The following is a 25029-nucleotide window of genomic DNA, read 5'->3' on the forward strand; positions in this document are numbered from 1 at the left end:
ATAACCATTCGGTGATTCGAGTATCGTGACGCCCTTATTTCAAGGACTAATCTTTCTTGCGCACCAGCCGTAATTAACTGAAATGAGGTATTCCATGCCGGCTCCCAACTCTGTTGGCTCGACGCCACCCACAGAAATATCCGTTGGATTCTTGATTTATTTATTGAAGACCTGCCGCGATCAGCTTGCACCAAGATCCGCTCTCAAGAGAAACGCTAATGCAGAGAAGGGGAATTTTATATGCGTAATGTAAGCAAGTTTAAGGCGACGAAAAATCTATTGGCGCTTATGGTCTCTGCGGCACTGATTGGTGCCGGCACAGCAGGTTGCGATAAATCAGGGAACGCCCAGACCCTGATTTCCGACGCCCGGCAGTATCAGGAACAAGGGGACGACAAGGCTGCCATTATCCAGCTCAAGAACGCGCTGCAGAAAAATCCGGATGATCCCGAAGCGCGCTACCTTCTGGGTACGTCCTACAACAAGACCGGGGACTTACGGTCGGCTGAGAAAGAGCTGCAGAAGGCTTTAAGCCTGGGAATGAGTCCTGCAACGGTAATGCCTGAGTTGGGACACACCTTGCTTAGCTTGGGTGAGTTCCAGCAGGTATTAGACAAGACGAAACAGCTTTCCGAAGATAAGCCTTCACCCGAAATTTTAGCATTGCGGGGAAACGCATCACTTGCGCTCGGTAAGATTAACGATGCCAAGGAGTTGTTCGAAGGCGCGCTCAAGGGCAAACCTGATTTTTCCGATGCGCTGATCGGTTTATCAAAATGCGCATTGGCGAATCAGGATCTCGAAGCAACAAACCAATTCGCGGAGCAAGCCGTAGTCAAAAACCCGGGCAACCCCGATGCCTGGTTTTATAAAGGCAACCTGCTGCGCGTACAGGGGAAAGTTGATTTAGCGCTAGCTGCCTATGATCAGGTTATCAAGCTAAAGCCAGACAGCCCCACCGCCTACCTCGATAAAGCACTTTTGGAAATCGGCGCCAGAAAATTCGACGTTGCAAAACTGAATATCGACGCGGCTCGCAAGGTAGCGCCCGGCAGCCTTATGGTTTTCTATGCCCAGGCGCTACTGGATTTCAACGAGGGCAAACACGACGCCGCCTTAGACTCTTTGCAGCAAATATTAAGCAAGGCACCTGACCACATGCCCAGCCTATTGCTTGCTGGAGCAGTTCAGATGGCTTTGGGTTCGGCGCCACAAGCCGAACAGCATCTAAAACAATACCTGGAGAAGGACCCGCAAAACCTTTATGCACGTAAGTTGTTGGCTTCCAGCTTTTTGAAAAGTCGCCAGCCTCAACGGGCAATCGACGTATTGGCACCGGCCCTCAAAAGCGGGCAACCGGATCCCCAATTGCTCGCCTTGGCGGGCGAGGCCTACATGCAATCCAAAGATTTCGTCAAAGCAACGGAAAATTTTGAAAAAGCCAGTCAACTCGCGCCAAAAAATGCGCGGCTTCACACCGCACTCAGCATGAGCAAACTGGGTCAGGGCGAGACCGGTCGCGCAGTGGCCGAGCTGGAAACAGCGGCGAAACTCGACCCTAAATCGTCGCAGACAGGCATCCTGCTGATCATGACCCACCTTCGTCTCAAGGAATTCGACAAGGCGCTCGCCGCCACAAAAATGGTTGAAAAGGAAAATCCGGACAATCCACTCGTTCAAAATCTGAAAGGCGGCATCTACATGGGCAAAAACGATGCCGCGAACGCACGTGCCAGCTTTGAAAAAGCGCTTTCTCTCCAGCCCACTTACTATCCGGCGGCGTTCAACCTGGCTCAACTTGATATGCTGGAAAAGAAACCGGACGATGCCAAAAGGCGTTTTGAAGCCATCCTGGAGAAGGATAAGAAGAACATCCAGGCCATGGCCGCGCTATCCCGGCTGGCTCTTAGTCGGCAGCAGAGCAAAGAGGCTACAGCGTGGCTGGAACGGGCAAGCCAGGAGAACCCGGAATCACAACCGGCTGCTGCGCTTCTGGTGGAGAATTATATTCGTTCAGGAGAAAAACAAAAGTCTCTGCTCCTTGCGCAAAAATTCCAAAGTAAAAATCCATCTGATCCCGGTGCACTCGACATGCTGGCGCAAGCCCAGTTCGCAAATGACGACAAGAAAGCCGCGCTGGAGAGTTATAAAAAACTTGTCGCGGTGCAGCCGGAATCCGCTCCCGCTCAATTGCGTCTCGCTTCAATTTATGTGGCGCTGAAGGATCCGTCGGCAGCATCGGAGGCGTTGAAAAAAGCGCTCGCTATAAAACCGGATTATGTGGATGCGCAATTGGCGCAAGCTGCGATAGAGCTACGCAAAGGAAATGATGAGCAAGCTCTCGCTATCGCCAGACAAATTCAAAAGCAGCAGGGAAAGTCTCCCACAGGTTATGTTCTGGAAGGTGATTTACTGATGAGGCAGAAAGAACCCGCTGCTGCTGTAAAAGCATATGATCAGGCCTTCGCTCTGGGCAAGAGTGGGCCGATATTAATTAAGTTGCATGCTGCCTTCAGCCAAGCCGGAAAAGGTAAAGAAGCGACTCCCCGGCTGACTGAATGGCTAAAGCAAAACCCTGCCGACACGACTACCCGCATGTATCTTGCCGAAACCTATATGGCAGAGCGACATAATAGCGCCGCAATCGAGCAGTATCAGCTTATTCTGAAGCAAGCTCCCGATTTTATGCCTGCGCTGAATAATCTGGCTTGGCTCTACCAGCAGGAAAAAGATCCGCGCGCCCTTGAATATGCAGAGAGGGCCTATGGGGTGACCGCGAACGATCCGACGGTAATGGATACGCTCGGATGGGTATTGGTGGGACAAGGTAATACTACCCGAGGTCTCCCGCTGCTGGAGAAGGCGACTTCCCTCGTGCCTGAATCAGCCGAATTCCGCTACCATCTCGCAGTTGGACTTAACAAATCGGGCAATAAAGCGGGCGCTCGCAAGGAACTGGAACAACTGCTAAGCACGGGGAAGAATTTTCCTGGTATTGATGACGCCAGAACATTGCTGAAACAAATACAGTAGGCGCAGATGACAATTATTCTATAGGAAGATCATGAAATGATGTTGATAGGAGCACAACGTGACAAATAAAAATCAAGCCCAAACTTTGCTGTAAATTCACTTCGGTCGGTTCAATAACGTTTTGTTTCAGTGGATGATGACACGTTCAGTAACCCACTGTGCGAATTCGTCCATATCCAGGTAGCAGCGTTCCTGCCAGACCTCATTTTGCTCAGTCAGCAAGGCGCCTATCAGCCGCGGAGCGGAATCGTTATTAGGAAGATGCGATCACCCTTTCCCCGGCAGCGCATTTCCTCGTTCAATCGCTACTGCATATTCGTGGTGCGCAGTTGCTTGCAGAATTCTTCCGGCAGGACCCTCACAGCTCGCATCTTCAAAACCGGCCTCCAGGCGCGCCACCGCCTTGGCTGCCGTCTTGAGAAACCGCTCACTGAATTTGCGCTAACCGCCGCCGAGCGCTCGTATCGATCGGCCCTCAGACTCTCCGTCACCTGCGCCTCCAATATCTGGCTGAGCATCGTTTCAACAGTTTTCGCCAGGCCGACCTGATCACCCGAGCCCTGGCAATAAATAATCATCGATTTTTCACCAAATGGGAAACCATATCCCGGCGCCCAGTGACGCCACCCTTTCAAGCACGCTTTGATCGCTTACGGCATCGGCAAACGTCTGGTAGGCCAGGTAACGCTCGCAGTATACGTCCACCTGATGGATACGGATGAGGAGATGGTGATACGCTTCGCTTTCAAACTATCCCGCAAGTTATTCAGAGCCTGCATTAACAAAAACACCTCAAACTCGTCGCTTTTTAACGACAATATAAAGTCTTAAAAAACAAAGAATTATATAAAAACAATAATATTCCGTCTAGTTTGACGACAGCCACTTAATCGCGGCTGCGCCAATTCAATGATTACACTCGGGTTAAATGTGGCATGAATTTTGCTTTGGAGCAAGCAAGCCCGATCTAAATCGGGAACTTCATCAGCACCGGCATTGTTATTACGCTGGCACAACACAAGCAAATTTTTCATTTTCGTTCTGCCAAATTGATCAATTCCACGCACGGCCGCAGCTTTCTTCTCTCGTTCTCAGCCAACACGAACGGAGTTCTGCTGTTTCTCATTTTAATCATAGTTACCGTAATGGCATCGGTTCAATCACTATTAGGACTCTAAACATGCAACTCTACAATGATGAGATATCGTTTCCTCAGAAACGTAATGCGCGATCGAACGCCAAAAAAATTGACAGATGTAAGACCTCAGGCTCGGGATCATCCATAGGGTTATCGGAAGAAACATACAATCAGGGGTGCATTTTAAGACGTGATGGCTATAGCATTCGGTCTGTGAATTCATCTTTACATCGTAGTGCCGTAAGCGCTCTCCTTCAACGCATGTATTCATGGCGTGGTTATGACACTTCGAGTGAGGAGATGTTTGTCAATAATAGTAATTGGATGACGTTTGAGGTATCCAGCCAGCAGCAACTGGTCGGGACATTAACACTCGGCATTGATGGGGAGGAAGGTTTACTGGCTGATAAGCTTCATAGAGATGAGATCAACAACTTTCGGAAAAAAAAGAGAAAGGTATGCGAATTGTCAAAATTTGCCATTGATTCTCAGTATGGATCAAAGGAAGTACTCGCCTCGTTATTTCACCTGTCCTATATTTACGCGCGCAGTCTGCATAATGCGGATGACGCGTTTATCGAAGTTAATCCGCGCCATGCGAGTTTTTACAAACGGATGCTGGGGTTTCACCAGATTAGCGGAATTAATACTTGCGAACGCGTCGATGCGCCTGCTGTACTAATGCATCTGGATCTGGAATACGTCGATGCCAAAATTGCATCTTTGGCAGATACGCACGAATACAAAGATAGATCTCTATATTCCTATTTCTTTCCCCGGCATGAAGAAGAGGGTTTAGCCGCCACGCTTCGACGGCATATTAACTGATTGATCAGAGAAATAAAAAATTAAATTGAAGCATGTTTTACGCATAAATAGCATTCTCTTTTTGACTCCCCGAAACTCTTCCGATAGATTTGTGTGTGACATATCTTTTGGAGCAATGGCGGGCGGCAAGGCGCTGACCGAACTAGCGCAGACGCTTGAAGTACACCCTAACGTGCTTACCGGGTGGAAACGGCAACTGAGTGATGGACTCCGGCGTGTTTGGCGCTGGAGATACTGTGACGGAAACGACTTGTTGATTTGAAGGCATTGCACGCCAAGAAGGGGCGATTGACTGTTTGCGAATGATTTTTCTGAATACGTACCCACCAAGGCGGAATTGCTGAGCGCAGAAAAATGACTACCCGGTCCCATAATTTAACTGTCACTCGGTAATGCCGGATGCTGAGACTGGTTCGTTTCGCAGCCTATTACCAGCTTGACTTCATGTCCGCACCGAACTGGGACACCCTTTATAGGTACGGGTATACTGCGCGGCCAGCTCAATCGGGCAGGGCCTATGTTTCTGCCCCTTAATCACAAAATCGTGGTTTCATGTCCGCTCGCCGTGGTCGCCAGCACCTTCTATCCGGCTCTTGTTCATCAGTTCGCTCATGCTTCCTCCCCACGCTCAGTCACCGTCACAATGGCACTATACTTCGTTTGCTGTGGATCAACTTTCGGTGGAATTTTCACCCACAAGAGTGCGCCTATGCTGGACGCACATAAAAAAAGTCCCGCGATTGCGGGACTTTGGTAAAACAGTAAACCTCAATTTCTTATGAAGCTGCCTTGCGGCGACGGCTTGTCAAACCCATGCCGAGCAGCCCTACACCCAGTAGTGCCAGCGATGCGGGCTCAGGAATCAAGGCTATTTTAAACTGACCGTTATTACTTACAAAAAAATGGTCGCCGCCCACATTAGCGTAAGTACCCGCTCCGCAACCGTCACCGGTAAACCCAGCGCCTTGGCAGATAATTTCACTTATCATTGTACTAGTCGGGCTGCCAGTCGTGTTGGCGTTGGTAAACGCAAAACTCAGCACTGTTGAATCGGTTAAATCGGGTGATCCACCAGGCGCAAACCAATAGCCCGGTGTCAGATCTCCCGGCTTTGCTATGGCGTCTATCGTGATCTGCCCATTACCAGTGGGTGAACCAGATCCATCAACCACTCCACCACCGCCCGCCAGGGTAGTAAAACTACCGATCAGATTACCAACATTGGCGCCAAATATCCCTGCGGTAGAACCATAATTATTCCCTGAATCAGAATATATCTTGAACGTACCCCCGGCATCGAAAACAAAGCTGCCACCAAAAACTCCAGTACCCGTCGTTTCCGCTACCGCTGTGATTGTCACCCCATGCGTTACAGGGAACAGCTGTCCCAGGCTGTCATATTGAACAGAATTAAATACCGAGAATTGAGTAAAAGTATAAGCGCTACCGATGCTACCATCACCAGTCGGAGTAATCTTGATAAAACCATTGCCATTGACATCAAGATATTCATTGACTGTCACGGGTCCGGCTCCGGCGGGGCCATTCGGATCAAATTCCCAGTTATTCAGCACCGTAGCCGCTGACGCAGCGCCGGAGAACGCCATCATTACACTGGCGGCAATTATAAGTTTCTTGAATCTGTGCATCGTCCGCTCCTTCTTTGTATTAGCTGCCATTATGTCCGGGCAGTTTCGGTATTTTTATATAAGCATATACTGTGCCAGATAAAAAATCGTATATATTTTAATATGTTAGATGAAATACTTATTCGGAGCAAAGTAATGTGTAATAAAATTCGACAATTTCTTTAGTTGACGAAATCTGAGGTCGTCGGCATTTCACGTGGGTAAACGCAAAAACGATTCGCCATATACAATTCTTCCACCGAATCACCAGACGCATTCGACCTCGCATCGAGCGGCACTGCTGATCCGATACTACGTCATGCATGCAGCACAGATTGCCGTAAACAGGACTTGCTTCCGACTTCATGAAATCACCCTGAGCCTGCAAAGAACCATGCAATTGCACCAATTCCCGTTTCCGTATAATGTCTCTGATCTTTGATGTCTACGCCGTTGTTGATTCGAAATTTCGCGCGGTACCCGCCAATGAGGCATCTCGGTTCAAAAGCTTTGACACCTCCGCCTGACGTCTTACAAAAGCGAACTCCAATGACGTCGGAACGGAAGAAATGTTATTTCGATTTCAGGGCACCAGCAAATCACCAAGCTCCTTGCGAACCGAACGTGAATTGACTCTCGCCGATCGGCCAACGCGACAGAAAAATATTGATCCACCGTCCGCGCGTTCGCCTACCAGACTCTTGAATCGTTCCGCCAGTGCATACGCAGCTCGATCGATTTGTGATAATGCCGAAATTTTCCGATTCATCTGCGCATACCAATGAAAGATTACCGGCGTCATTTGTGGTTGTAGGTGTAGGCCAACTGTGTCTGCGGTCAGCCACAAACGCTGCATGGCGCTCCCCGCCAGCACGTAATCGCGCTGGTTTTCTGGTAGAGTTTTAGTATAGATCAGAACATGTCCGGCACAGCAGACAGCCGGCAAAAGGTCCAATTGCAGCCTCGGCATAATTGTTCCGAACATATATCGGTTAAAGAAATCCACCCGCTGCCAGCTCTGCATTACCCAACCCATTAATTGCGCAGTGAGCGGGTCCACACCGACCGCATGCTCTGGAATACGATCCTTGCTGAAACGAGCCCCCCATTCGATAGCTTCTTTATGCACGTGATAAGCTTCGGGACACGTCAGGCGAATGTGGGCGTTATCCCAAAGCAATCCCGCAACTTCACGGCGTTTGGCGAAGGACTCAAAAAAAAGCACACCGTACTCGTGCCCTGGAGCAACCGATAGCGCGCCGCGCTGAGCGCTGGTCAGCGGGGTTATCCGCATTGGTCGTCGCTGGACGGTACGTGCTTTGATAGAGGATATAAGACTGTCGGCATCCAGCTCCGGGTCGTAATCGAGCGTGACATCATAAATTGGTGCCGTGTCGGGGGTAGCTGATCGCCGTATCCAGGTTGCGCGGAGGTGGTGAGCGGTTGCTGCAATGCGGAGTGTTTCTAAAAGCGCCCCATGGGCCATATAGCTGGCCCGGCCCTCAAAATCATACAAGCACCACTCACGTGTATCATGGCCGTGAACCGCAATGTGATTGTTATCGATAATTTCGAAGCGCCAGGGCTGGGCATTATCGCCGCTTGGCGCCCAACGAGCCAGATCTAGAATCTTCAGGATAGTTTCACGGTCAGACATGATGCGTCACTGATATTTTGCGCGAAACATCTACGCGCGGTTTACTAAATGCTGTATCTCAGCATACTGGATTATCTTTCGATACCAAATCAGTCACTAACGTAATTTATTGGATATTCGCTGCAATTTAATGTGCACTCAATAGCAAGGATGAGTTATTCAATCGAAACCAAATAGATTTATGCAGGTCAGAAGTGCGATCAGGCGAAGCTGCCTCACTCGCTCCTAGCTTCCAGTAACTCTCGGGATTTTAAATTTTACCATAAAAAACAATATGTAAACTCGTGCGGCTACTACAGACCTATTTGTGCAGCCACGCGAATAGTGTCATGATAATCATTGCGAAGCGTCGCTCACCCGCTGTTTGCCCAACCTCCAGCAAGGGCACATTGCGAAATGGACAATAAATATGAGATTGTTACTGATTTGTTACTGATGAAAATGAAGCTGCCACAGTGAATGTATTCTGGCTTGACTTTAAACTGGCATTTCGTAATGTTGTACGCCAAAGACGCCGCAGTACCATGGCGGTAGGCGCTGTTACGTTTGGCATCATGGCGCTCATCCTGGCGAATGGTTTTATTGAATGGATTTTTTTTGATTTTCGGGAATCCACAATCAAATCGCAATCAGGTCATCTGCAGATCGTGCGCCCAGGCTATCACGATTCGGGGAAAGCGAACCCCTTCGCCTTTCTGCTTCCCGACGCCGTACCTGAACTGGAAACGCCAGGCGAACCACATCAAATCAAGTCAATTGTTCCCCGGATCTCCTTCAGCGGCCTCATCAGCCATGATGAAGCCACCATCTCATTCATTGGTGACGGTGATGATCCCAGGCGACAGCGGGATTTTGGTGATGGCCTGCGAATCTCGGCTGGCAAAAACCTTTCTGCCGGCGATCCATTGGGTATCATCATCGGAGAAGGGCTTGCGCACAATCTCGGCGTCGATGTTGGCGATAAGGTTGTTTTACTGGCTACCACAGCGTCAAGAGGAACAAACGCGGTGGAGGTGACCATTCGCGGCCTCTTCTCCACCGTGACGAAATCTTATGATGATGCCGCTCTACGCATACCCATCGAAACAGCTCGACGCTTGCTTCGCACGGAGGGATCCCATGTTTGGGCGGTAATGCTGAATGACACTGCACAAACCGATAGCATGCTTGCAAGCTTACGCTCCAGGCTGCAAAAGGACCTGGAGATCGTTCCATGGTATGCGTTGGCAGACTTCTACAATAAGACGGTGACACTGTTCACCAAGCAAATCCATGGGATCAGATTGATCATTGCCGTTATCATCATTCTCAGCATTACCAACACGATGACTATGAGCGTAATGGAGCGGATCGGCGAAATCGGCACGTCGCTGGCGCTCGGCGTAAAACGCGCAGGCGTCATGCGCCTGTTCGTGAGTGAAGGAGTGCTTATCGGCTGCATAGGCGGCATATTCGGTGTGCTGCTGGGCCTTTTGTTCGCGTACATAATCTCCAGTATCGGAATTCCCATGCCGCCGCCACCCGGCATGACGCATGGGTACACAGGACAGATCCTGGTAACGTGGGAGACCATACGGGATTCGCTGGCGCTTGCCATCGGCGCCACACTGATTGCAAGTATCTACCCAGCCTTGCGGGCGTCGCAAATGCAGATTGTCGATGCTTTGCGACATAACCGGTAGCTGGCCAAATTATCATGTTCAGATTGGCGTTACGTAATATCCTCAGGCAGAAATTACACACTGCCATGACTTTGGCTGCGATCATATGCGGCGTGGCCGGATTGATCGTTGCAGGTGGCTGGATAAACGATGTTTTCGTGCAGCTATCCGAAGCCCTTATCCATTCACAGTCGGGGCATCTGCAGGTATACAAAAAGGGCTTTTTTGCTGCAGGATCGCGCACACCGGAAAAATACCTGATAGAAGAACCCGACACAGTCAGGCAACAGATCGCCACCAACACAGGCGTTGTCGATGTAATGGCCCGGTTGTACTTTTCCGGGTTGCTCAGCAATGGCCGTAGCGACCTGCCGGTCATCGCTGAAGGCGTAGAGGCGGGACCAGAAGCAGTACTTGGGAGTTCCGTCTCGATTACCTCTGGGCGCCAATTGAACGATAAGGATGCTTTCGGAATCATGCTCGGATATGGTGTGGCTCAGGGGCTGAAATTGAAGCCCGGTGACCATGTCACATTACTTGCAAATGCGCTCGAGGGCGCATTGAACAGCATCGATCTGGAAGTAGTCGGCGTATTCCAGAGCTTCTCGAATGATTATGACGCGCGGGCGATAAAAATCCCTCTCATCGCGGCCCAGGAATTGCTCGGAACGCAAAGCGTGAACGCATTCGTCATAATGGTGCATAAAACAGAGGATACCGATCTTGTAAAGACCATGCTAGCGGCGCAACTCGACCAATCCGGCCTGGAGATCAAAACCTGGATTGAACTGAACGATTTCTACGAGAAAACAGTAGAAATGTACAAGGGTCAGTTCGGTGTTCTGCAACTGATAATTCTCGTCATGGTTTTATTGAGCGTTGCCAACAGCGTAAACATGAGCATCTTCGACCGGACCGGAGAGTTCGGTACCATGATGGCGCTGGGCAACCGGAGGCGTCATATATTTCGGCTGATCATGATCGAAAGCATATTGCTCGGCGTAATCGGCAGCGCTGTCGGGCTTGTACTCGGTATAGTGCTGGCGCTTATTATCTCTGCAATTGGTATTCCGATGCCGCCACCGCCGAACGCCAATCTCGGGTATACGGCCCATATTCAGATTATTCTGCAAGTATTACTGGTATCCTGTGCCGTTGGCATCGGAGCCACAATTCTGGCTGCCATCCTTCCGGCACGGCGCGTTTCCCGCACGCCGATCGTTGAAGCTCTGAGACAGAATTTCTGATTTTCAGATATCACAAAAACGCATCATTGATTCTGCGAGGCCTCAGAATGAATAACGCAACTCCGTATAGGCACGATCATTGTGTTCAAAACGGCCAAAGAATCCGGTGGATTGCCCTCCAAAAATATCCGCCCCCACCGCCGCGCGCCAATTTCTCTCGAAATTCCAGGTTAACCGTGGCCGGAACATCCAGTCGTTACGATTCAAGCTATGTATCAGTAAGGCTTGCGCTTCCACATTGCGCCAGAGCTTTCCATTAAGTAGAATGCTGGCCCCGTTCTCCACCCTGTCGGTAAAACCCGTCGGATTATACGAAAAGAAAACACGCTGATAAAACTGTAGATTCAAACGGGTTTCAGCAGGCAAATTGAAATCCAGGCCGAGCGCGTAATCGAGGGTATTCTGTTTGGCCAGGCCATTTATTGCGGCAGGTGTCATCACATTGAATTTGCGCCCATCCGTATAAACCATTTCACCCTTAAACACTACTGTGCCGAAATCCTTCGTAACGGTTGCGCCAACCTGATCGATTTCGTCATGTCGCGGCTGAAAAACCAGCGGCTCGGTCAGTGCGCTGACACGATAAAACGTCGGAGCGACATCAAGGCTGTGATAATAGAATGCGGAGATATCCCAACCACGTATAAGCTGGGATAAGCGGAACCCATAATTCGAGTTGCCGATGTTTCGTCCCGAACGGTCTTCACCGACGAAAGAGGCCATGCCCCGCAGCGGGCCAGGATAGAAATCGGCGCCCGGCTTACCGCTTTCATCGATAGTGGGCGCCGGGATCCACAGCACCTCAGCATGCGTGTCATTCTTCGAGTATTCAGCGCGCACCGCCCATTGCGGGATGCGCATGATATCGAACGTAGGCAGAAGGAATTCACGCATATCTCTGGCGGACACCACATCCGCGAAAAACAGGCCCACCATCTCACCCCATATTACGTGTTGTCGGCCGACGCGAAAATCAAAATCGCCCGCTGAAACATCAAGATAGTTTTCGCGCACGAAGAATTGATAACGTTGGTCGTGCCGCACTGCAGACGGATAGAAATCCGATAAGTCGTAGGCGGCATCATAGTCAAATCGACCACTTATCTTCCATTTTATGTTTTCGTTGAATCGCCCGGTGCGCGATAACTCGGTTCTCAGCTTTGCCTTGGAAAAATGCTGGGGGCTACTATAGTTATCTGCGATTTCGAGCTGCGAAAACCCCTTCCAGCCGGTAATGAGCGTGCTCCAGACGGTCTCGGGGGGAGGGGTTGGCGCCACAGCCTCGCCAAATAATGATTCTCGGGAATTGACTTCAATTTCATCGCTCGATTTTTCGGAAACAGCGACATCCTCGTCACTTTGCTCGGCAAATCGGATTAATGATGTGGATATGGATAGAGACATCGGTAAGTATAAGGGTTCATCTTCAGCCTCAAAAAATTGAACATCATTTTTGATCATGACATTTTTTTCCATCCCTGCAGCTGGTTGGTGGACAGAACGCGAAGACATAGACAATGACAAGGACAAAAACAAAGGGTCCCCCTCGGCCTTATCGGTCAGCGGATCCGTTGATTCTGGTATCGTGGGGATTGGGAGCTGAGCTGGTGCGGCATCAGCAAAGCTACGCAATGGCGAAAGAACAACCATTAATACCGCCGCTAGAACCAAACATTTGAATTTACGTCTGCGTTCCATCCTTCTCGCTTTGATCGGCACCCCGAGCGGATAGGCTATTATTTGCACAACGTCTCTCAATCACTACATCCGGTTTTTTCCGTTTGTTGAAATCAGGCCTCGTGATCTGCCCATCATCGATATGTATCAATCGATCCGCCATCTCCATGACTCGCAAATCATGGGTAGAGAAAATAAAGGTGGTCTTGAAATTGCAATTGATTTCTTTCATCAATTGCAAGATACCTTCACCCGTTTTGTGATCCAGATTTGCGGTCGGTTCGTCAGCCAGTATGATCTTCGGTTGCGTCGCTAATGCGCGCGCAATTGCAACCCGCTGGCGTTGCCCCCCGCTCAACTGGTTAGGGCGATGGTGGGCAAATGCAGACAGACCTACGATGGCAAGGTATTTCGAGATCCGGGTGCGGCGCTCCGCTGATCTTAGGTCTTTGAATTGCAACAGGGGGTATTCCACGTTTTCTTCAGCGGAAAGCACCGGAAACAGGTTGAACGTCTGGAAAATAAAACCTATAGTTCGAGCTCGTAGATCAGAAAGCTCGTCCGGCGTTCGCCCGCTGACATCTTGATCGTTTATAAAAACTTTTCCACTCGATGGGGTATCGATGCACCCGATCAGATTAAGCAACGTGGATTTGCCGCTGCCGGATGGGCCGGCGATGGCGGCAAAGGCGCCATCTTCAATACTCAGCGAGATGTCTTTGAGCGCCTGCACCTGCTGCTCACCGAGTGTATATTCCTTATAAACGTGCTCAAGTCGTACGATGCTCATGGGAAAATACTAAGGGCTTAATCTCAGGAGTGAATAACAACCGCAGCAGGGTCTATGGAAACTAGAATGCAAAAATTTCTTCAATGCGTGGTTACGATAATTTGCATGTTTGGAGCCATTGCTCCCGTCCAATCCGATGACGCGAGGCTAGCCCGTGATATATTGGAACAGTCGGACCAGATACGCTTTCCGCGCGAAAGCTTCCAGGTGGACGTCTCCGTTGTGACCACGGCACCCGACCAACCAGCAGACATGCATAAGTTCCGGGTTTTATCCAAAGGCAATGAAAACAGTGTGGTTATGACTACGGAACCCGCTTCCGAGCGCGGCCAGATCTTATTGATGAAAGGGCGCGATCTCTGGATATTCATGCCCAGCGTTTCGCAACCCGTGCGCCTATCCTTGTCGCAACGCCTTACAGGCCAGGTCGCCAATGGCGATCTGGCTCGCGCGAATTTTACCGGTGACTATATTCCCACGATTCTGCGCACCGACAACATCGGCGGCGAGAAGTACTGGGTACTGGAACTCATCGGAGTTGATCGAAGCGTCACGTATCATAAAGTCTTGTACTGGGTACGGCAATCAAACTTCTGGCCCCATCGCGCGGAATTCTACTCGCTATCCAATCGCATGCTCAAAACCAGCCGCTACGAGAATTTTGAGATGAGTCTTGGAAAACTCCGGCCTACGCGCCTGGTAATGGAAGATGCGCTACGGCAGGGTGAAGAGTCCGTGCTCGAATACTCGGGAATGAAACTGCGCGACCTGCCCGACAAGACTTTTACCAAGGATTATCTAAAAAAACTCGATCAATGACAACCAAGTTATAGCCAAATTTTTTGTACCGCAGCTTAAAAGATTGGATCTTGATCGGCCATCAGGAGCGCTGTCTTTTCATCGAATGTCATATACAATTTTTAAGCATAACTCACGACAACCTGAGGCGATACTGGAAAAAGCGGCTTCTTATCCATTCTGTTTTCACATCAAGGGCGACTGTGAAAGTAGTAAATTCATTACTCTTGGCGCAAAAATCCGAGATCACGTCATCGCCTCCCGCTTATCGAGAGGTTTAGTTTAGTTAGGAGTCAGTCTTTATGAATCAGCCAGAACGTCTCCCGAACGCCTTGCTGGGCGACAAAAGTAACCTATCTGATAAGGCACGGCTAGAGATACTTAATCTAAACGGCGCTCACCCATTGGCATTCTTAGGACAGGCGTTCCGCGCATGGATGGTAATCGTTGTAATGATTGCTTTCGCCAATTACATGGATAGCGCATTAATAAATCTTATAGCCATAATAATAATAGCGACCCGGTTTAATATTTTTGGCCTGCTCGTCCATGAACAGGTACATTTTCTAGGTTTACGCGGACGGTATGGAGACGCCATCGCAGATCTGATAGTGGCGTATCCGTTGTTGGGCGTTACGATAAAAAACTACGCTAAAGTCCATCTGTCGCATCACAAATTTTATTTCACCAACAAAGATCCCGATCACTTGCGGAAGGCCGGGGTAGATTGGGCCTTTCCGATGTCTTCTCTGCATCTTGCCAAACTTATTTTAAGCGATATCGTGGGCTTGAGCTTTATTAAGCTCCTGAGAGGAAAGCGTCACGAAAGCACGAAGCTTTTTCAACGACCACATCCTTCTCCCCTATGGTTACGATACCTCTTTTATTTGGTAATAGCGGGATTGTTGACCTATACGGGAACGTGGAATATTTTTGTGATGTACTGGGTGGTACCGTTACTCACGGTTTTTCCCCTTATCGTCCGCTTGGGTGCGATTAGCGAGCACGTTTACAATATGCCCGGAGCAAGTGTCATCGAGTCCTCGCCACTAATTATTCAAAAATGGTGGGAAAAGCTTTTATTGCCCAACCTCAATTTTACATTCCACGCATATCACCATTTTTACCCAGGGGTGGCATGGCTCAATTTACCCAGAATACATGATATCTTCAAGCGCGAGAAGCTGGTAAATGAATCAAATGTATTTTACGGATACTGGGCCTACCTGAAATACCTGCAATCTTCCCAACAGAAACCTGTAACTTTAGCTGGATCATCCAGTCGCGGCACCCGCGGTGCATAGCTTGAAATGTTATTCACATAATGTTTTCTTCCTATGACAAGACCGTAAGAGCTGAGCTGCCAGGAAATTCAGTTTGAGCGGAATCAGAGTCGGGATCGTTACTTTTTTACAAATATTCCATGTTTTAGATCAAACGTTCGAATAATCGTTTCGCTTAAACATCAGATATCGACTGAGATTCTGCACTCAGGCAGGGCTTTTTCCGGCCTTTATGCGTGCGAGATGCCGACGAGCTATCCACAGGCCAATACGCTGTAGAATATTTTTATTGCCTCCCGGTCGCCAAGTTGTCACGTATCGATTGCGGTACGCATCGAAGTGATAGCCCCGTGGAGCGGAAACGGTCCCGCCACGGTCGAGTAGAATCTTCAGTACGTCAGTAGCCGCACACCCGGCGCAGATCTGACAGGCCGCGATAGTAGAGGGGCTTTTCCGATTCTTGAAATCTACTCGAGACGGGTCGGCAAGGTAACCGCGCTGTAACATGGCAGGTGAGAGACCGAGCAGAAAGCGAACTGCCATCTCTTCTTCGTCACAACCCTCCAGGCAAAAATACTGTTCGAAAGATATTCCACCCGGCAAAAACACAAGCACTGCTGCTCCCATGCCAAGTGGGGCCGCAGTAACTGCGGGGATACCCAAATCGAAGCAGGCCGCAAAAACCGCCCGGCGTGCGTCCATGGCGAAGAAGTCCAGGCCGTCTACATAAATATCGATATCCTTCAGAAAATCATTTACGTTTGACGAGGTTATACCTTCCGGAAATTGCACGATGTTTAATTCAGGGTTGATGTCGCGTGCCATCTGCGCCAGCACGTGCACTTTAGGCTGCTCAAGCGACGACATCACCGCACCTGCTTGCCGGTTGAAGTTGGCGATTTCAAAAGTGTCAAAATCGGCAACATGGAACGTTCCGATCCCCAGCCTTGCCAATGTAAGCAAGTGCCCGCCACCCACACCTCCCATTCCGGCGATAGCTACCCGCTTTTGGCGAAGAAGTAATTGCTCAGCTTCTGTGACCCAGCCGATATTTCGGTTAAAAGCGGCGTCGTAATCAAAAATGAGGTTGTCTCCTTTCTAACGGACTCACTACTATCTCAAATCTTTGGAGTGGCCTATCGTGAAAGATACAGATTGCGACCCAACTGTTTAAAAAAATAAGGATCAACCTAATATAGAGATCCTGCTTCAGAAATCATCTTAATAGCCGTAATATAAGAAGTACCGGAGTTAGATGAGATTAATCGTATCGGTTGATTTTCAAGGTTTTCGCACGGATTGTTTTAGTAGTAAACTCGATAGATGTTTCATTTAAAGCCGTCCTTCTGGGAATGCTTTAATAACTACCTGAAAATCCTGCAGGAGCTCTTATGTTTTTGCCAGAAATTTTCAATCTGGGCAATGTTTTCAAACAGTATTTTGAAATTGTACCGGCATACTCGAGCAAACTGAAGGATGAAGTGTATCGATTACGACATAAGGTTTATTGTGAAGATCTGAAATATGAGCCGATTCAAGCGGATAAACGGGAAGTCGATGAACATGACTCCTATTCGCTGCATCTGCTGATGCGCAGTATAAAGACAAACGAGTTCGTGGGTTGTACCCGTATTGTCCGTCCCCGTCTTGAAAATCCGCAGCACCCTTTGCCTTTCGAAGTGACCTGTTCAGGTATGCTTGATCGATCTATCATGGATCCTATCCAGCTACAGCGTCACAGTATGGCCGAAGTGTCTCGCCTTGCGGTTATAAGCAGTTATCGCAGGCGCAAAGATGAAGCAAACCGGGCAATCAGCATCTCGAATGACGACTTTGGCACGTCGAAGCAACCACGTTTTCCATTTATCCCCGTTGGGTTATATCTCGGCACCACAGAACTCGCGCGCATCAACGGAATCACTACGCTGTTCGTCCTGGCGGAGCAGCGGCAGGTCACACATTTCAGCAAACTGGGCGTCAAACTTCATGTCGTGGGTAAGCCGGTAGAACATCGAGGTCCACGTGTGCCCGCCGTCATGAATGTCAACGACATCATCGTCAATATGCGTACTTTCTTTCGCCCGCTTTATCAAACTATAGCGGCGGATATCAAGAGAAACATGTCACAGTAACAGAACTCCAAGGGCCTTCTTGGGCCGGAGAGGCTCTCTCTCATTGTCATCCGGCGTGTGTCACCTGTGCCGCCAATTATTGATCCCGCGCATGTTCTGCGTTGCGGCAATTTCCATATTTCAACGACTCCATTTTATTCAAAATATCCCTATTGTATTCGAGGCTATTGAGGTTCACACTTTGCGTGGGTAGACCGATTATTGCGAAATATGGGGAGAGTCAAAATGAAAAAAAAACTCTGCTTGACGCTGTGTGGTGTAGCTAATCTGTTTCTGCTGTGTTTCAGCGCTTGGGCGAGCGAGAGCGGCGCTGGTTTCGAGCTCAATGAGGCTCGGCAAGTGGCTCAGTATAATTATGTTATTCACATCCTGGCGATGTTGCTGGTGGGTTTCGGTTTTCTGATGGTATTCGTCAGGAGATACGGGTTTGGCGCCACGACCGGCACTTATCTTGTGGTAGCCGTCGGCCTTCCCCTTTACATGCTCCTGCGCGCAAATGGTATTTTTGCGCATGAAATTGCTCCGAACACAATCAAGGCGCTCCTGTTTGCCGAATTCGCCGTGGCTGCCGCGCTCATTGCCATGGGAGCCGTACTGGGACGTCTACGGGTTTTTCAATATGCATTACTGGCACTTTTCCTCATTCCGGCGTATCTGATGAACGAATGGCTGGTACTGGACAATGGGATGGGTTTGACTAAAGGTTATCAGGATACTGCCGGATCAGTCATCATCCATGCCTTTGGTGCTTATTTTGGCTTGGGATTATCCCTCGCATTGACCACCGCGCGACAACGCAGTCAACCGATTGAATCAGACGCCACCTCTGATCGCTTTGCCATGCTCGGCTCCATGGTATTGTGGATTTTCTGGCCAAGCTTCGCCACAGCCATTGTTCCTTTTGAAGAGATGCCGCAAACCGTCGTCAACACGGTACTTGCGTTATGCGGCGCCACCCTCAGCACCTATTTCCTGAGCACGTATTTTCACAAGGGAAAAACGTCAATGGTCGACATGGCAAATGCGGCCCTGGCTGGAGGAGTAGCCATAGGATCGACATGCAATATTGTCTCACCGACAGGCGCTTTCGCAATCGGCCTGCTGGCCGGCGCTGTCAGCGTCATCGGTTATGTGTTTATCCAGCCCAGGCTGGAAGCACACTTCAAAATCATCGACACCTGCGGCGTCCATAATCTTCACGGAATGCCTGGATTGTTGGGTGCATTGACTGCCATCGTGGTGATGCCCGGTATCGCGGCTGCTCAGTTCATCGGCATTATCTTCAGTGTCGTGTTCGCCTTCGTGACCGGACTCATCGCCGGTGCGGCGATCAAAGCCACAGGCACTACGCGACTGGCCTATGAGGATAGTGAGGAATTCGCTCACTGTGAAACGCCGGATATCGAGAATATAGAACTCGAAGTCGAGACACGAACCTGAGGAGCAAGCCGGATAATTGCCAAATTTCTGGTGTAGCGTATAGCAGGCTGCTACATCAGGATGAGGTCATACTGTTCCTGCGTATAGGCCGCTTCCACCTGCAGGCTGACCGTTTTAGCAATGAAATCAGCCAGTTGTGCAAGACTTTGCGATTCTTCATCAAGAAATAGATCGATGACTTCTTGCGAAGCGAGAATACGGAATTCGTGCGCGTCGAATTGACGGGCTTCGCGCAACAATTCACGCAGGATTTCGTAGCATATCGTCTGAGCGGTTCTCACCTTGCTGCGGCCCTGGCAAGTGGGACATGTCTCGCATAATATGTGAGCAAGACTTTCCCTTGTGCGCTTGCGCGTCATTTCCACAAGCCCAAGCGCCGTGAAACCATTCACAGTCATATGCGTCCGGTCTTTCATCAGCGATCTCTTGAATTCCGCCAGGACCGCATTTTTGTGTTCCACATTTTCCATGTCTATAAAGTCAATAATAATAATTCCGCCCAGGTTGCGCAGGCGCAACTGGCGCGCTATGACCTGGGCTGCTTCGAGGTTAGTTTTAAAAATGGTATCGTCAAAGCTGCGTATACCGATGAAGCCTCCCGTATTGACATCTATGGTTGTGAGCGCCTCCGTCTGATCGATAATCAGATATCCACCGGATTTCAGGTTTACGCGTCGTGCCAGGGATTTCTCGATTTCATCTTCCACCCCGTAAAGATCGAATAGCGGCCGCACCCCGGCATAGTGATCTATTCGTCCCACAACATTTGTCATGTAGACCTGGGCAAACGCCATCATTTTTTGTGAGGTTTCGCGCGAATCCACCAAAATACGCGCCGTATGGTCGTTGACGAAATCGCGTAATACGCGGTAGCTGAGGTTCAGGTCCTGGTACAACAACCCGGGCTGAGCAGTGGCGGACTTTTCCTTGATGTCGTGCCACAATTTATTCAGATATTCGATATCCGTTTGCAAATCCTGGTCGCTGGCGGCTTCCGCCATCGTGCGGATAATGAAGCCCCCTTTTTCATCCGGGGACAGCAGGTGTTTCAATTTTTCGCGCAACGACTTTCGCTCGGTTTCATCCTCGATCCGTTGAGAAATGCCGATATGGGATACCTGGGGCAGATAAACCAGCATTCGCCCCGCAATACTGACCTGCGTAGACAGCCGCGCCCCCTTGGCACCAATGGAATCCTTGATTACCTGGACGAGAATATTCTTGCCTTCGTGCAGCAATTTTTCGATGGGCTTGCCGGCGTCCTCGCTCTGGCGCAATCTCCAAATGTCTGCGAGATGGAGAAAGGCGGCACGATCCAAGCCGATATCCACGAAGGCCGACTGCATTCCCGGCAGGACTCTAGTAACGCGGCCATTGTAGATGTTGCCAACGATTCCACGGCTGCTGGTGCGCTCTATGTGCAGTTCTTGCACCGCCCCATGCTCGACTACGGCCACACGAGTTTCCTGCGGGGTAACGTTGACAAGAATTTCGCTGTTCATGAAAGATTTTTCTGTCGTTTTTTTTTCAAGTTCATGGAAATATTTCAACACCGGATTCTTGTAACAGTTGCGCTGTCTCGAATAGCGGCAATCCCATTACACCACTGTAGCTGCCGGAAATTTCCGCGATAAAAACTGCGGCCATCCCTTGAATTGCGTAACCCCCCGCTTTATCGAGCGCCTCGCCCACAGAGAGATAGCATTGGATTTCGTGCTCGCTGATATCGCGGAATCGCACGACAGAGCGGGACATACTGACTTGTATCCCATTTTGTGCAGCTACCGCTACTGCGGTCAATACCTGATGAGTCTGGCCGGAGAGTGCGCGCAGCATCTCTTTTGCATCAGCGACGTTTTCTGGTTTACCGAAAATACGCTCCCCCAGCACCACTGCCGTGTCCGCCGCCAGCACGGGAAGCTCCGTCAGCCTCCGCTCTAAAAGCCGGGCCCGTCCCATTTCAGCCTTTGCTACGGCGATGCGCCTGGTGTAATCAGCCGGCGCCTCGCCTGACAGCACGACCTCAGCCATATCCGCTCCCCGCGGCGCGGCCTCACGCAGCAACAGGGTTCCGAAATTCACGCCGATCTGCTTCAATAATTCCCGCCGCCGTGGACTGCGGGAAGCAAGATAAATGCGATTTTCTGATAGAGTCATGTAGGGAGCGCTGAGAGACATTCGGAATAAGCCGGATTACCCTCCTCCAGGAAATGCCTGATCTTACCCGAGCATGGCCTTTCTATGCTCGATGATAGGGATGTCCTTTGATAAGCGACATGGCACGATACAACTGTTCCACCAGCAGTACCCGCGCCAGGCCATGCGGCAGCGTCAGCGCGGACAATGCCAGAACTTCGTCAGCCGAATTTTTGATGCTGGCGTCCAACCCATCCGCGCCACCAATGAGAAAAACGATATCTCCCCCAGCCGCCATCCACCGGTTAATAGAATCGGCCAGCTTGATGGTGGTCTGCTGCCTGCCGCACTCATCCAATGCGACGATATAATGCTTGGCCGGCAGCAACGCCCGGATGCGGATGGCCTCCGCTGCCAGCAACTGCTCCACCTTTTTGCCGCCGACACGTTTTTCCGGCTTGACTTCAAGCAGTTCAACAGCAGCCTCATGCGGCATCCGTTTGGCGTATTCTTCGAACCCCGTCGCGACCCATTGCGGCATTTTATGACCCACCGCACAAATAATGAACTTCATTACGGTAGAGGTTCAGGCCTCGTCAGAGGAATCCAGCTTTGTCTTGGCGGCTTTATTTTTTTCAACTGGGGAAACCGCCTTAGCTTTAGCTGGGGCGGCGCGGCGTTTGACGGCGGGCGGCTCGGCAGTAGCCTTGCTCCTGGCCAACCTTGCGGAAGCCTTGTTTACTTTTATTCCTTCTGCCCACAATTCTTCCAGGTTGTAGTGCGCGCGCACAGCCACCTGCATGACATGCACCAACACATCGCCTAAGTCGACCAATATCCATTCGCCGTTCTGTTCGCCTTCCATGCCATAGACCGTACCTCCGGCTGCCTTGACGCTCTCCGCCACATTATTCGCAATCGCTTTCGTTTGCCGGGTAGAGTCCCCGCTGGCAATAATCATACGATCAAATAATGCTGTTATTTTTGTCACATCCAGCACTTCAACATCTCGTGCCTTAATTTCTTCCAGGGCAGCAACAATCGTTTTCACCAGTTTAGTGAGCGTCATCCTTTTTCCGAATATAAGTGATTTGCTGCAATATAGTCGAGCGCGGCGTCGGGCATCAAATAACGAATGCTTTTCCCTGCGGCGACTCGTGCGCGAATGACCGTTGCTGAAATATCCAGCAAAGTCGTCTGAGCGATAAAAATCATGCCGCTGGTTGCGTGCTTGAGGCTATCCACGCTTGATACCCAGCGCCGCGCGCACTCTGCGTTTAATTCCTGCGGCAGGATATCGGGATTCACCGTAAGCATATGACCCGGGCGGGCGGCAATAATAAAGTGGCATAACCCGAACAGTTCACGCCAATTGTGCCAGGCGGCAAGATTCATGAACGCGTCTGCTCCGGTAACAAAACATAGCGCGACATCCTTCCCCAATTCCTGTTTGAGCTCGCGCAACGACTCCACGGTATAGCTTACCCCGGGACGCCGGATTTCACGCTCATCCAGAATAAACCTGGCATTGCTCTGGATTGCCAAACCGACCATGGCAGCCCGATGCTGCAGCGATGCCTCGGGAGAGCGGCGCAAGCGAGGACATCCAGCAGGAATAAAATGCATTTTTCGCACGTCGATCATTTCGGCAATCTCTTCAGCTATCCGCAAATGACCATAATGGATAGGGTCAAAGGTTCCGCCGAAAATACCGATGAGCGAATGCCCGGAACTATGCATGGGCCGATAAAATCAGACACATGGAAGCGGAGAAAAGTTGTTTAGGATATTTTTGTCCTCATCATGGCAGTTTTTTAGCCCGGAAGTTTCATAAATTCGCGTGATGATTGCGCAGGATTTTGTTTTGTAGGGAGATTTTGTGAAAGAGTGGTGTAGTTATTCATACGCCCGACTGAACGAAATTTTCATACGAAACAAAAGACCAGCAAGGGCGCGCGTCAATTTATGAAACATCCGGGTTAGAGCAATAATCGCCGCAGGTCGGCCAAGGCCTCGGCCAGGAAAGAAGTGAAGCGCGCGGCGGTTGCTCCATCGATCACGCGGTGGTCATAGGATAGCGACAACGGCAGTATAAAACGGGGAACAAACTGTCCATCCCGATAAACCGGCTGCATACTGGCGCGGGATACGCCCAGGATGGCAACCTCGGGTGCGTTTATAATAGGCGTGAATGCGGTGCCGCCGATGCCTCCCAGGCTGCTGATAGTAAAACTTGCTCCCTGCATGTCGGTGGGTTTCAGCTTTCCGCTGCGTGCAAGCGCCGCCAGATCAGCCATCTCTTTAGCAATGGCAACCACGCCTTTTCGGTCCACATCCCGGATCACCGGCACCACCAATCCATTGGGTGTATCTGCTGCAAACCCGATGTGGCAATACTTCTTCATGACCAGGCTCATCTCGCCACCGTCACTGACAAGCGATGCATTGAACTCGGGAAATTTTTTCAGCGCTGCTGCGGATGCCCGCATTAAAAAGGCCAATACCGTTATTTTCACACCCTCTTCTTTTATCTCCGCGTTGGATTTCTTGCGTAAGGCCTCCAGTTCCGTAATATCAGCCCCTTCGAACTGCGTAACATGCGGGATCATTACCCAGTTACGGTGCAGGTTGGCTCCTGATATTCTTTGAATACGCGACAACGGTTTCAACTCCACCGGGCCGAATCTTGCGAAATCGACCTCCGGCCACGGCAGCAGATCAAGTGTCGCGCCGGCGCCGCCATGCGGCTTCGATAATTCAGCCTTGACGTAGGCTTGAATATCCTCCTTGAGGATGCGCTGCTTACGGCCGTTGCCCTTTACCCGACCGAGATTCACGCCAAGTTCCCGCGCAAATCGCCTGACCGATGGGCTGGCATGAGCATTTGCAAAGTTGGCTTCGTCTGTTTCGGAGGCAAGATTTACCGATGAACGAGCCGGCTGGCGTGTCAAAGCTGGCTCTGGTGGCTGGGTTCCAGAGTCGGGCACACTCTGAGACTCGGCAGGCGCCTCCGAGGGCGAAGGCTGGGCAGACGACTGAGAAACTGAGACTGAAGCCGCTGCTGGTTCTGTGCCTGAGGCAGATGAGGAATCAGGTGGCGCACTATCCGTTTCGGAGACTTCCATTACCAAAACGAGCGTACCTTCAGAAACCTTATCACCCACCTTTACAGATACATCCTTGACTATGCCTGCAAATGGTGAAGGCACTTCTATCGTTGCCTTATCCGACTCCAACGCAATCAAGGGGTCTTCCGCCTCGACAGAATCACCGGGTTTCACCAGAACCTCTATCACGGGGACATCTTTAAAATCGCCAATGTCGGGGATTAATACCTGTTTGGTCTCTGCCACGCCTCTTCCTTAATTCGTGTTTTACGTGCGATATTTTCAATGAAATGGTAACTGCACGGCTTCATCTGCGGCTCTGGCGTCCGGCATATCCGCACCTCCCATCCCGTCACCCTCGCCGTCCTGTTTCTTACCGATGTAGTGGAAAAAATATTACTGAAGCGCGAATCGGTTCATGCCTGCGCTTCGAATGCAACTTGCGCATTTTGCGCTTGTCATTTTCCGGGTCTC

The 25029-nt window shown here is 50.3% G+C and carries 19 protein-coding genes; 8 read left to right on the forward strand and 11 right to left on the reverse strand.

Going from position 1 to position 25029, the window contains the following annotated elements; translation table 11 throughout:
• Positions 1-240: 240 nt before the first annotated feature.
• Positions 241-3033: an XrtA/PEP-CTERM system TPR-repeat protein PrsT gene (prsT, locus tag F822_RS06380; RefSeq protein WP_025041254.1), complete on the forward strand. Its 2793-nt coding sequence runs from the start codon at positions 241-243 to the stop codon at positions 3031-3033.
• A 1180-nt stretch (positions 3034-4213) separates the two neighbouring features.
• Positions 4214-4999: an N-acyl amino acid synthase FeeM domain-containing protein gene (locus tag F822_RS06395; RefSeq protein WP_407938231.1), complete on the forward strand. Its 786-nt coding sequence runs from the start codon at positions 4214-4216 to the stop codon at positions 4997-4999.
• Between the two features lie 776 nt (positions 5000-5775).
• Here the strand turns inward: F822_RS06395 and pepA are convergent.
• Positions 5776-6648, reverse strand: a complete 873-nt coding sequence (gene pepA / locus F822_RS06400; RefSeq protein ID WP_025041258.1) for a flocculation-associated PEP-CTERM protein PepA — start codon at positions 6646-6648, stop codon at positions 5776-5778.
• A 562-nt stretch (positions 6649-7210) separates the two neighbouring features.
• The gene (locus F822_RS06405; RefSeq protein ID WP_025041259.1) at positions 7211-8284 is read right to left on the reverse strand and encodes a nitroreductase family protein; all 1074 of its coding nucleotides are present in this window, start codon (positions 8282-8284) and stop codon (positions 7211-7213) included.
• A 524-nt stretch (positions 8285-8808) separates the two neighbouring features.
• On the opposite strand from F822_RS06405, the gene F822_RS06410 reads away from it, so the two are divergent.
• Both F822_RS06410 and F822_RS06415 read left to right on the forward strand, forming a co-directional pair.
• A complete protein-coding gene (locus F822_RS06410) occupies positions 8809-9966 on the forward strand; it encodes an ABC transporter permease (RefSeq protein WP_082204686.1) in 1158 nt (385 codons plus the stop codon).
• Between the two features lie 14 nt (positions 9967-9980).
• On the forward strand, positions 9981-11192 hold the full coding sequence (locus tag F822_RS06415; protein WP_025041261.1) for an ABC transporter permease: 1212 nt from the start codon (positions 9981-9983) through the stop codon (positions 11190-11192).
• A 42-nt stretch (positions 11193-11234) separates the two neighbouring features.
• On the opposite strand, the gene F822_RS06420 is transcribed toward F822_RS06415, so the two are convergent.
• Positions 11235-12653 (reverse strand): DUF1302 family protein, encoded by a 1419-nt coding sequence (locus F822_RS06420; protein ID WP_231623587.1) that lies wholly within the window; start codon positions 12651-12653, stop codon positions 11235-11237.
• Between the two features lie 220 nt (positions 12654-12873).
• The gene (locus tag F822_RS06425; protein ID WP_025041263.1) at positions 12874-13659 is read right to left on the reverse strand and encodes an ABC transporter ATP-binding protein; all 786 of its coding nucleotides are present in this window, start codon (positions 13657-13659) and stop codon (positions 12874-12876) included.
• A gap of 105 nt (positions 13660-13764) precedes the next feature.
• Between F822_RS06425 and F822_RS06430 the strand changes: the two genes are divergently transcribed.
• On the forward strand, positions 13765-14478 hold the full coding sequence (locus tag F822_RS06430; RefSeq protein ID WP_231623597.1) for an outer membrane lipoprotein-sorting protein: 714 nt from the start codon (positions 13765-13767) through the stop codon (positions 14476-14478).
• Between the two features lie 281 nt (positions 14479-14759).
• Positions 14760-15761, forward strand: coding sequence for a fatty acid desaturase (locus tag F822_RS06435; RefSeq protein ID WP_025041265.1), 1002 nt, complete (start codon positions 14760-14762; stop codon positions 15759-15761).
• Between the two features lie 186 nt (positions 15762-15947).
• Here the strand turns inward: F822_RS06435 and F822_RS06440 are convergent, their stop codons facing one another.
• The gene (locus F822_RS06440) at positions 15948-16823 is read right to left on the reverse strand and encodes a ThiF family adenylyltransferase (RefSeq protein ID WP_036576084.1); all 876 of its coding nucleotides are present in this window, start codon (positions 16821-16823) and stop codon (positions 15948-15950) included.
• A 308-nt stretch (positions 16824-17131) separates the two neighbouring features.
• On the opposite strand from F822_RS06440, the gene F822_RS06445 reads away from it, so the two are divergent.
• Positions 17132-17872, forward strand: a complete 741-nt coding sequence (locus F822_RS06445) for a PEP-CTERM/exosortase system-associated acyltransferase (protein WP_025041267.1) — start codon at positions 17132-17134, stop codon at positions 17870-17872.
• 225 nt (positions 17873-18097) lie between these two features.
• Complete coding sequence (locus tag F822_RS06450; RefSeq protein WP_025041268.1) at positions 18098-19312, forward strand: ammonium transporter; 1215 nt, start codon at positions 18098-18100, stop codon at positions 19310-19312.
• 50 nt (positions 19313-19362) lie between these two features.
• On the opposite strand, the gene rng is transcribed toward F822_RS06450, so the two are convergent.
• The 6 genes from rng to aceF form a co-directional block, all read right to left on the reverse strand.
• Positions 19363-20814 (reverse strand): ribonuclease G, encoded by a 1452-nt coding sequence (gene rng, locus F822_RS06455; protein ID WP_025041269.1) that lies wholly within the window; start codon positions 20812-20814, stop codon positions 19363-19365.
• Between the two features lie 31 nt (positions 20815-20845).
• Positions 20846-21490: a Maf family protein gene (locus F822_RS06460; RefSeq protein WP_231623588.1), complete on the reverse strand. Its 645-nt coding sequence runs from the start codon at positions 21488-21490 to the stop codon at positions 20846-20848.
• Between the two features lie 61 nt (positions 21491-21551).
• Positions 21552-22022 carry a 23S rRNA (pseudouridine(1915)-N(3))-methyltransferase RlmH gene (rlmH, locus tag F822_RS06465; RefSeq protein WP_025041271.1) on the reverse strand — a complete coding sequence of 157 codons (471 nt, stop codon included), beginning with the start codon at positions 22020-22022 and terminating at the stop codon, positions 21552-21554.
• Between the two features lie 12 nt (positions 22023-22034).
• On the reverse strand, positions 22035-22517 hold the full coding sequence (gene rsfS, locus F822_RS06470) for a ribosome silencing factor (RefSeq protein WP_025041272.1): 483 nt from the start codon (positions 22515-22517) through the stop codon (positions 22035-22037).
• On the reverse strand, positions 22514-23188 hold the full coding sequence (gene nadD, locus F822_RS06475) for a nicotinate-nucleotide adenylyltransferase (RefSeq protein ID WP_025041273.1): 675 nt from the start codon (positions 23186-23188) through the stop codon (positions 22514-22516). Before nadD ends, rsfS begins: the two co-directional genes overlap by 4 nt.
• Positions 23189-23427: 239 nt before the next feature.
• Positions 23428-24801, reverse strand: coding sequence for a dihydrolipoyllysine-residue acetyltransferase (aceF, locus tag F822_RS06480; protein ID WP_025041274.1), 1374 nt, complete (start codon positions 24799-24801; stop codon positions 23428-23430).
• Positions 24802-25029 lie beyond the last annotated feature (228 nt).

Origin of the sequence: Nitrosospira briensis C-128, assembly GCF_000619905.2 — a bacterium.
Classification (GTDB): Bacteria; Pseudomonadota; Gammaproteobacteria; order Burkholderiales; family Nitrosomonadaceae; genus Nitrosospira; species Nitrosospira briensis.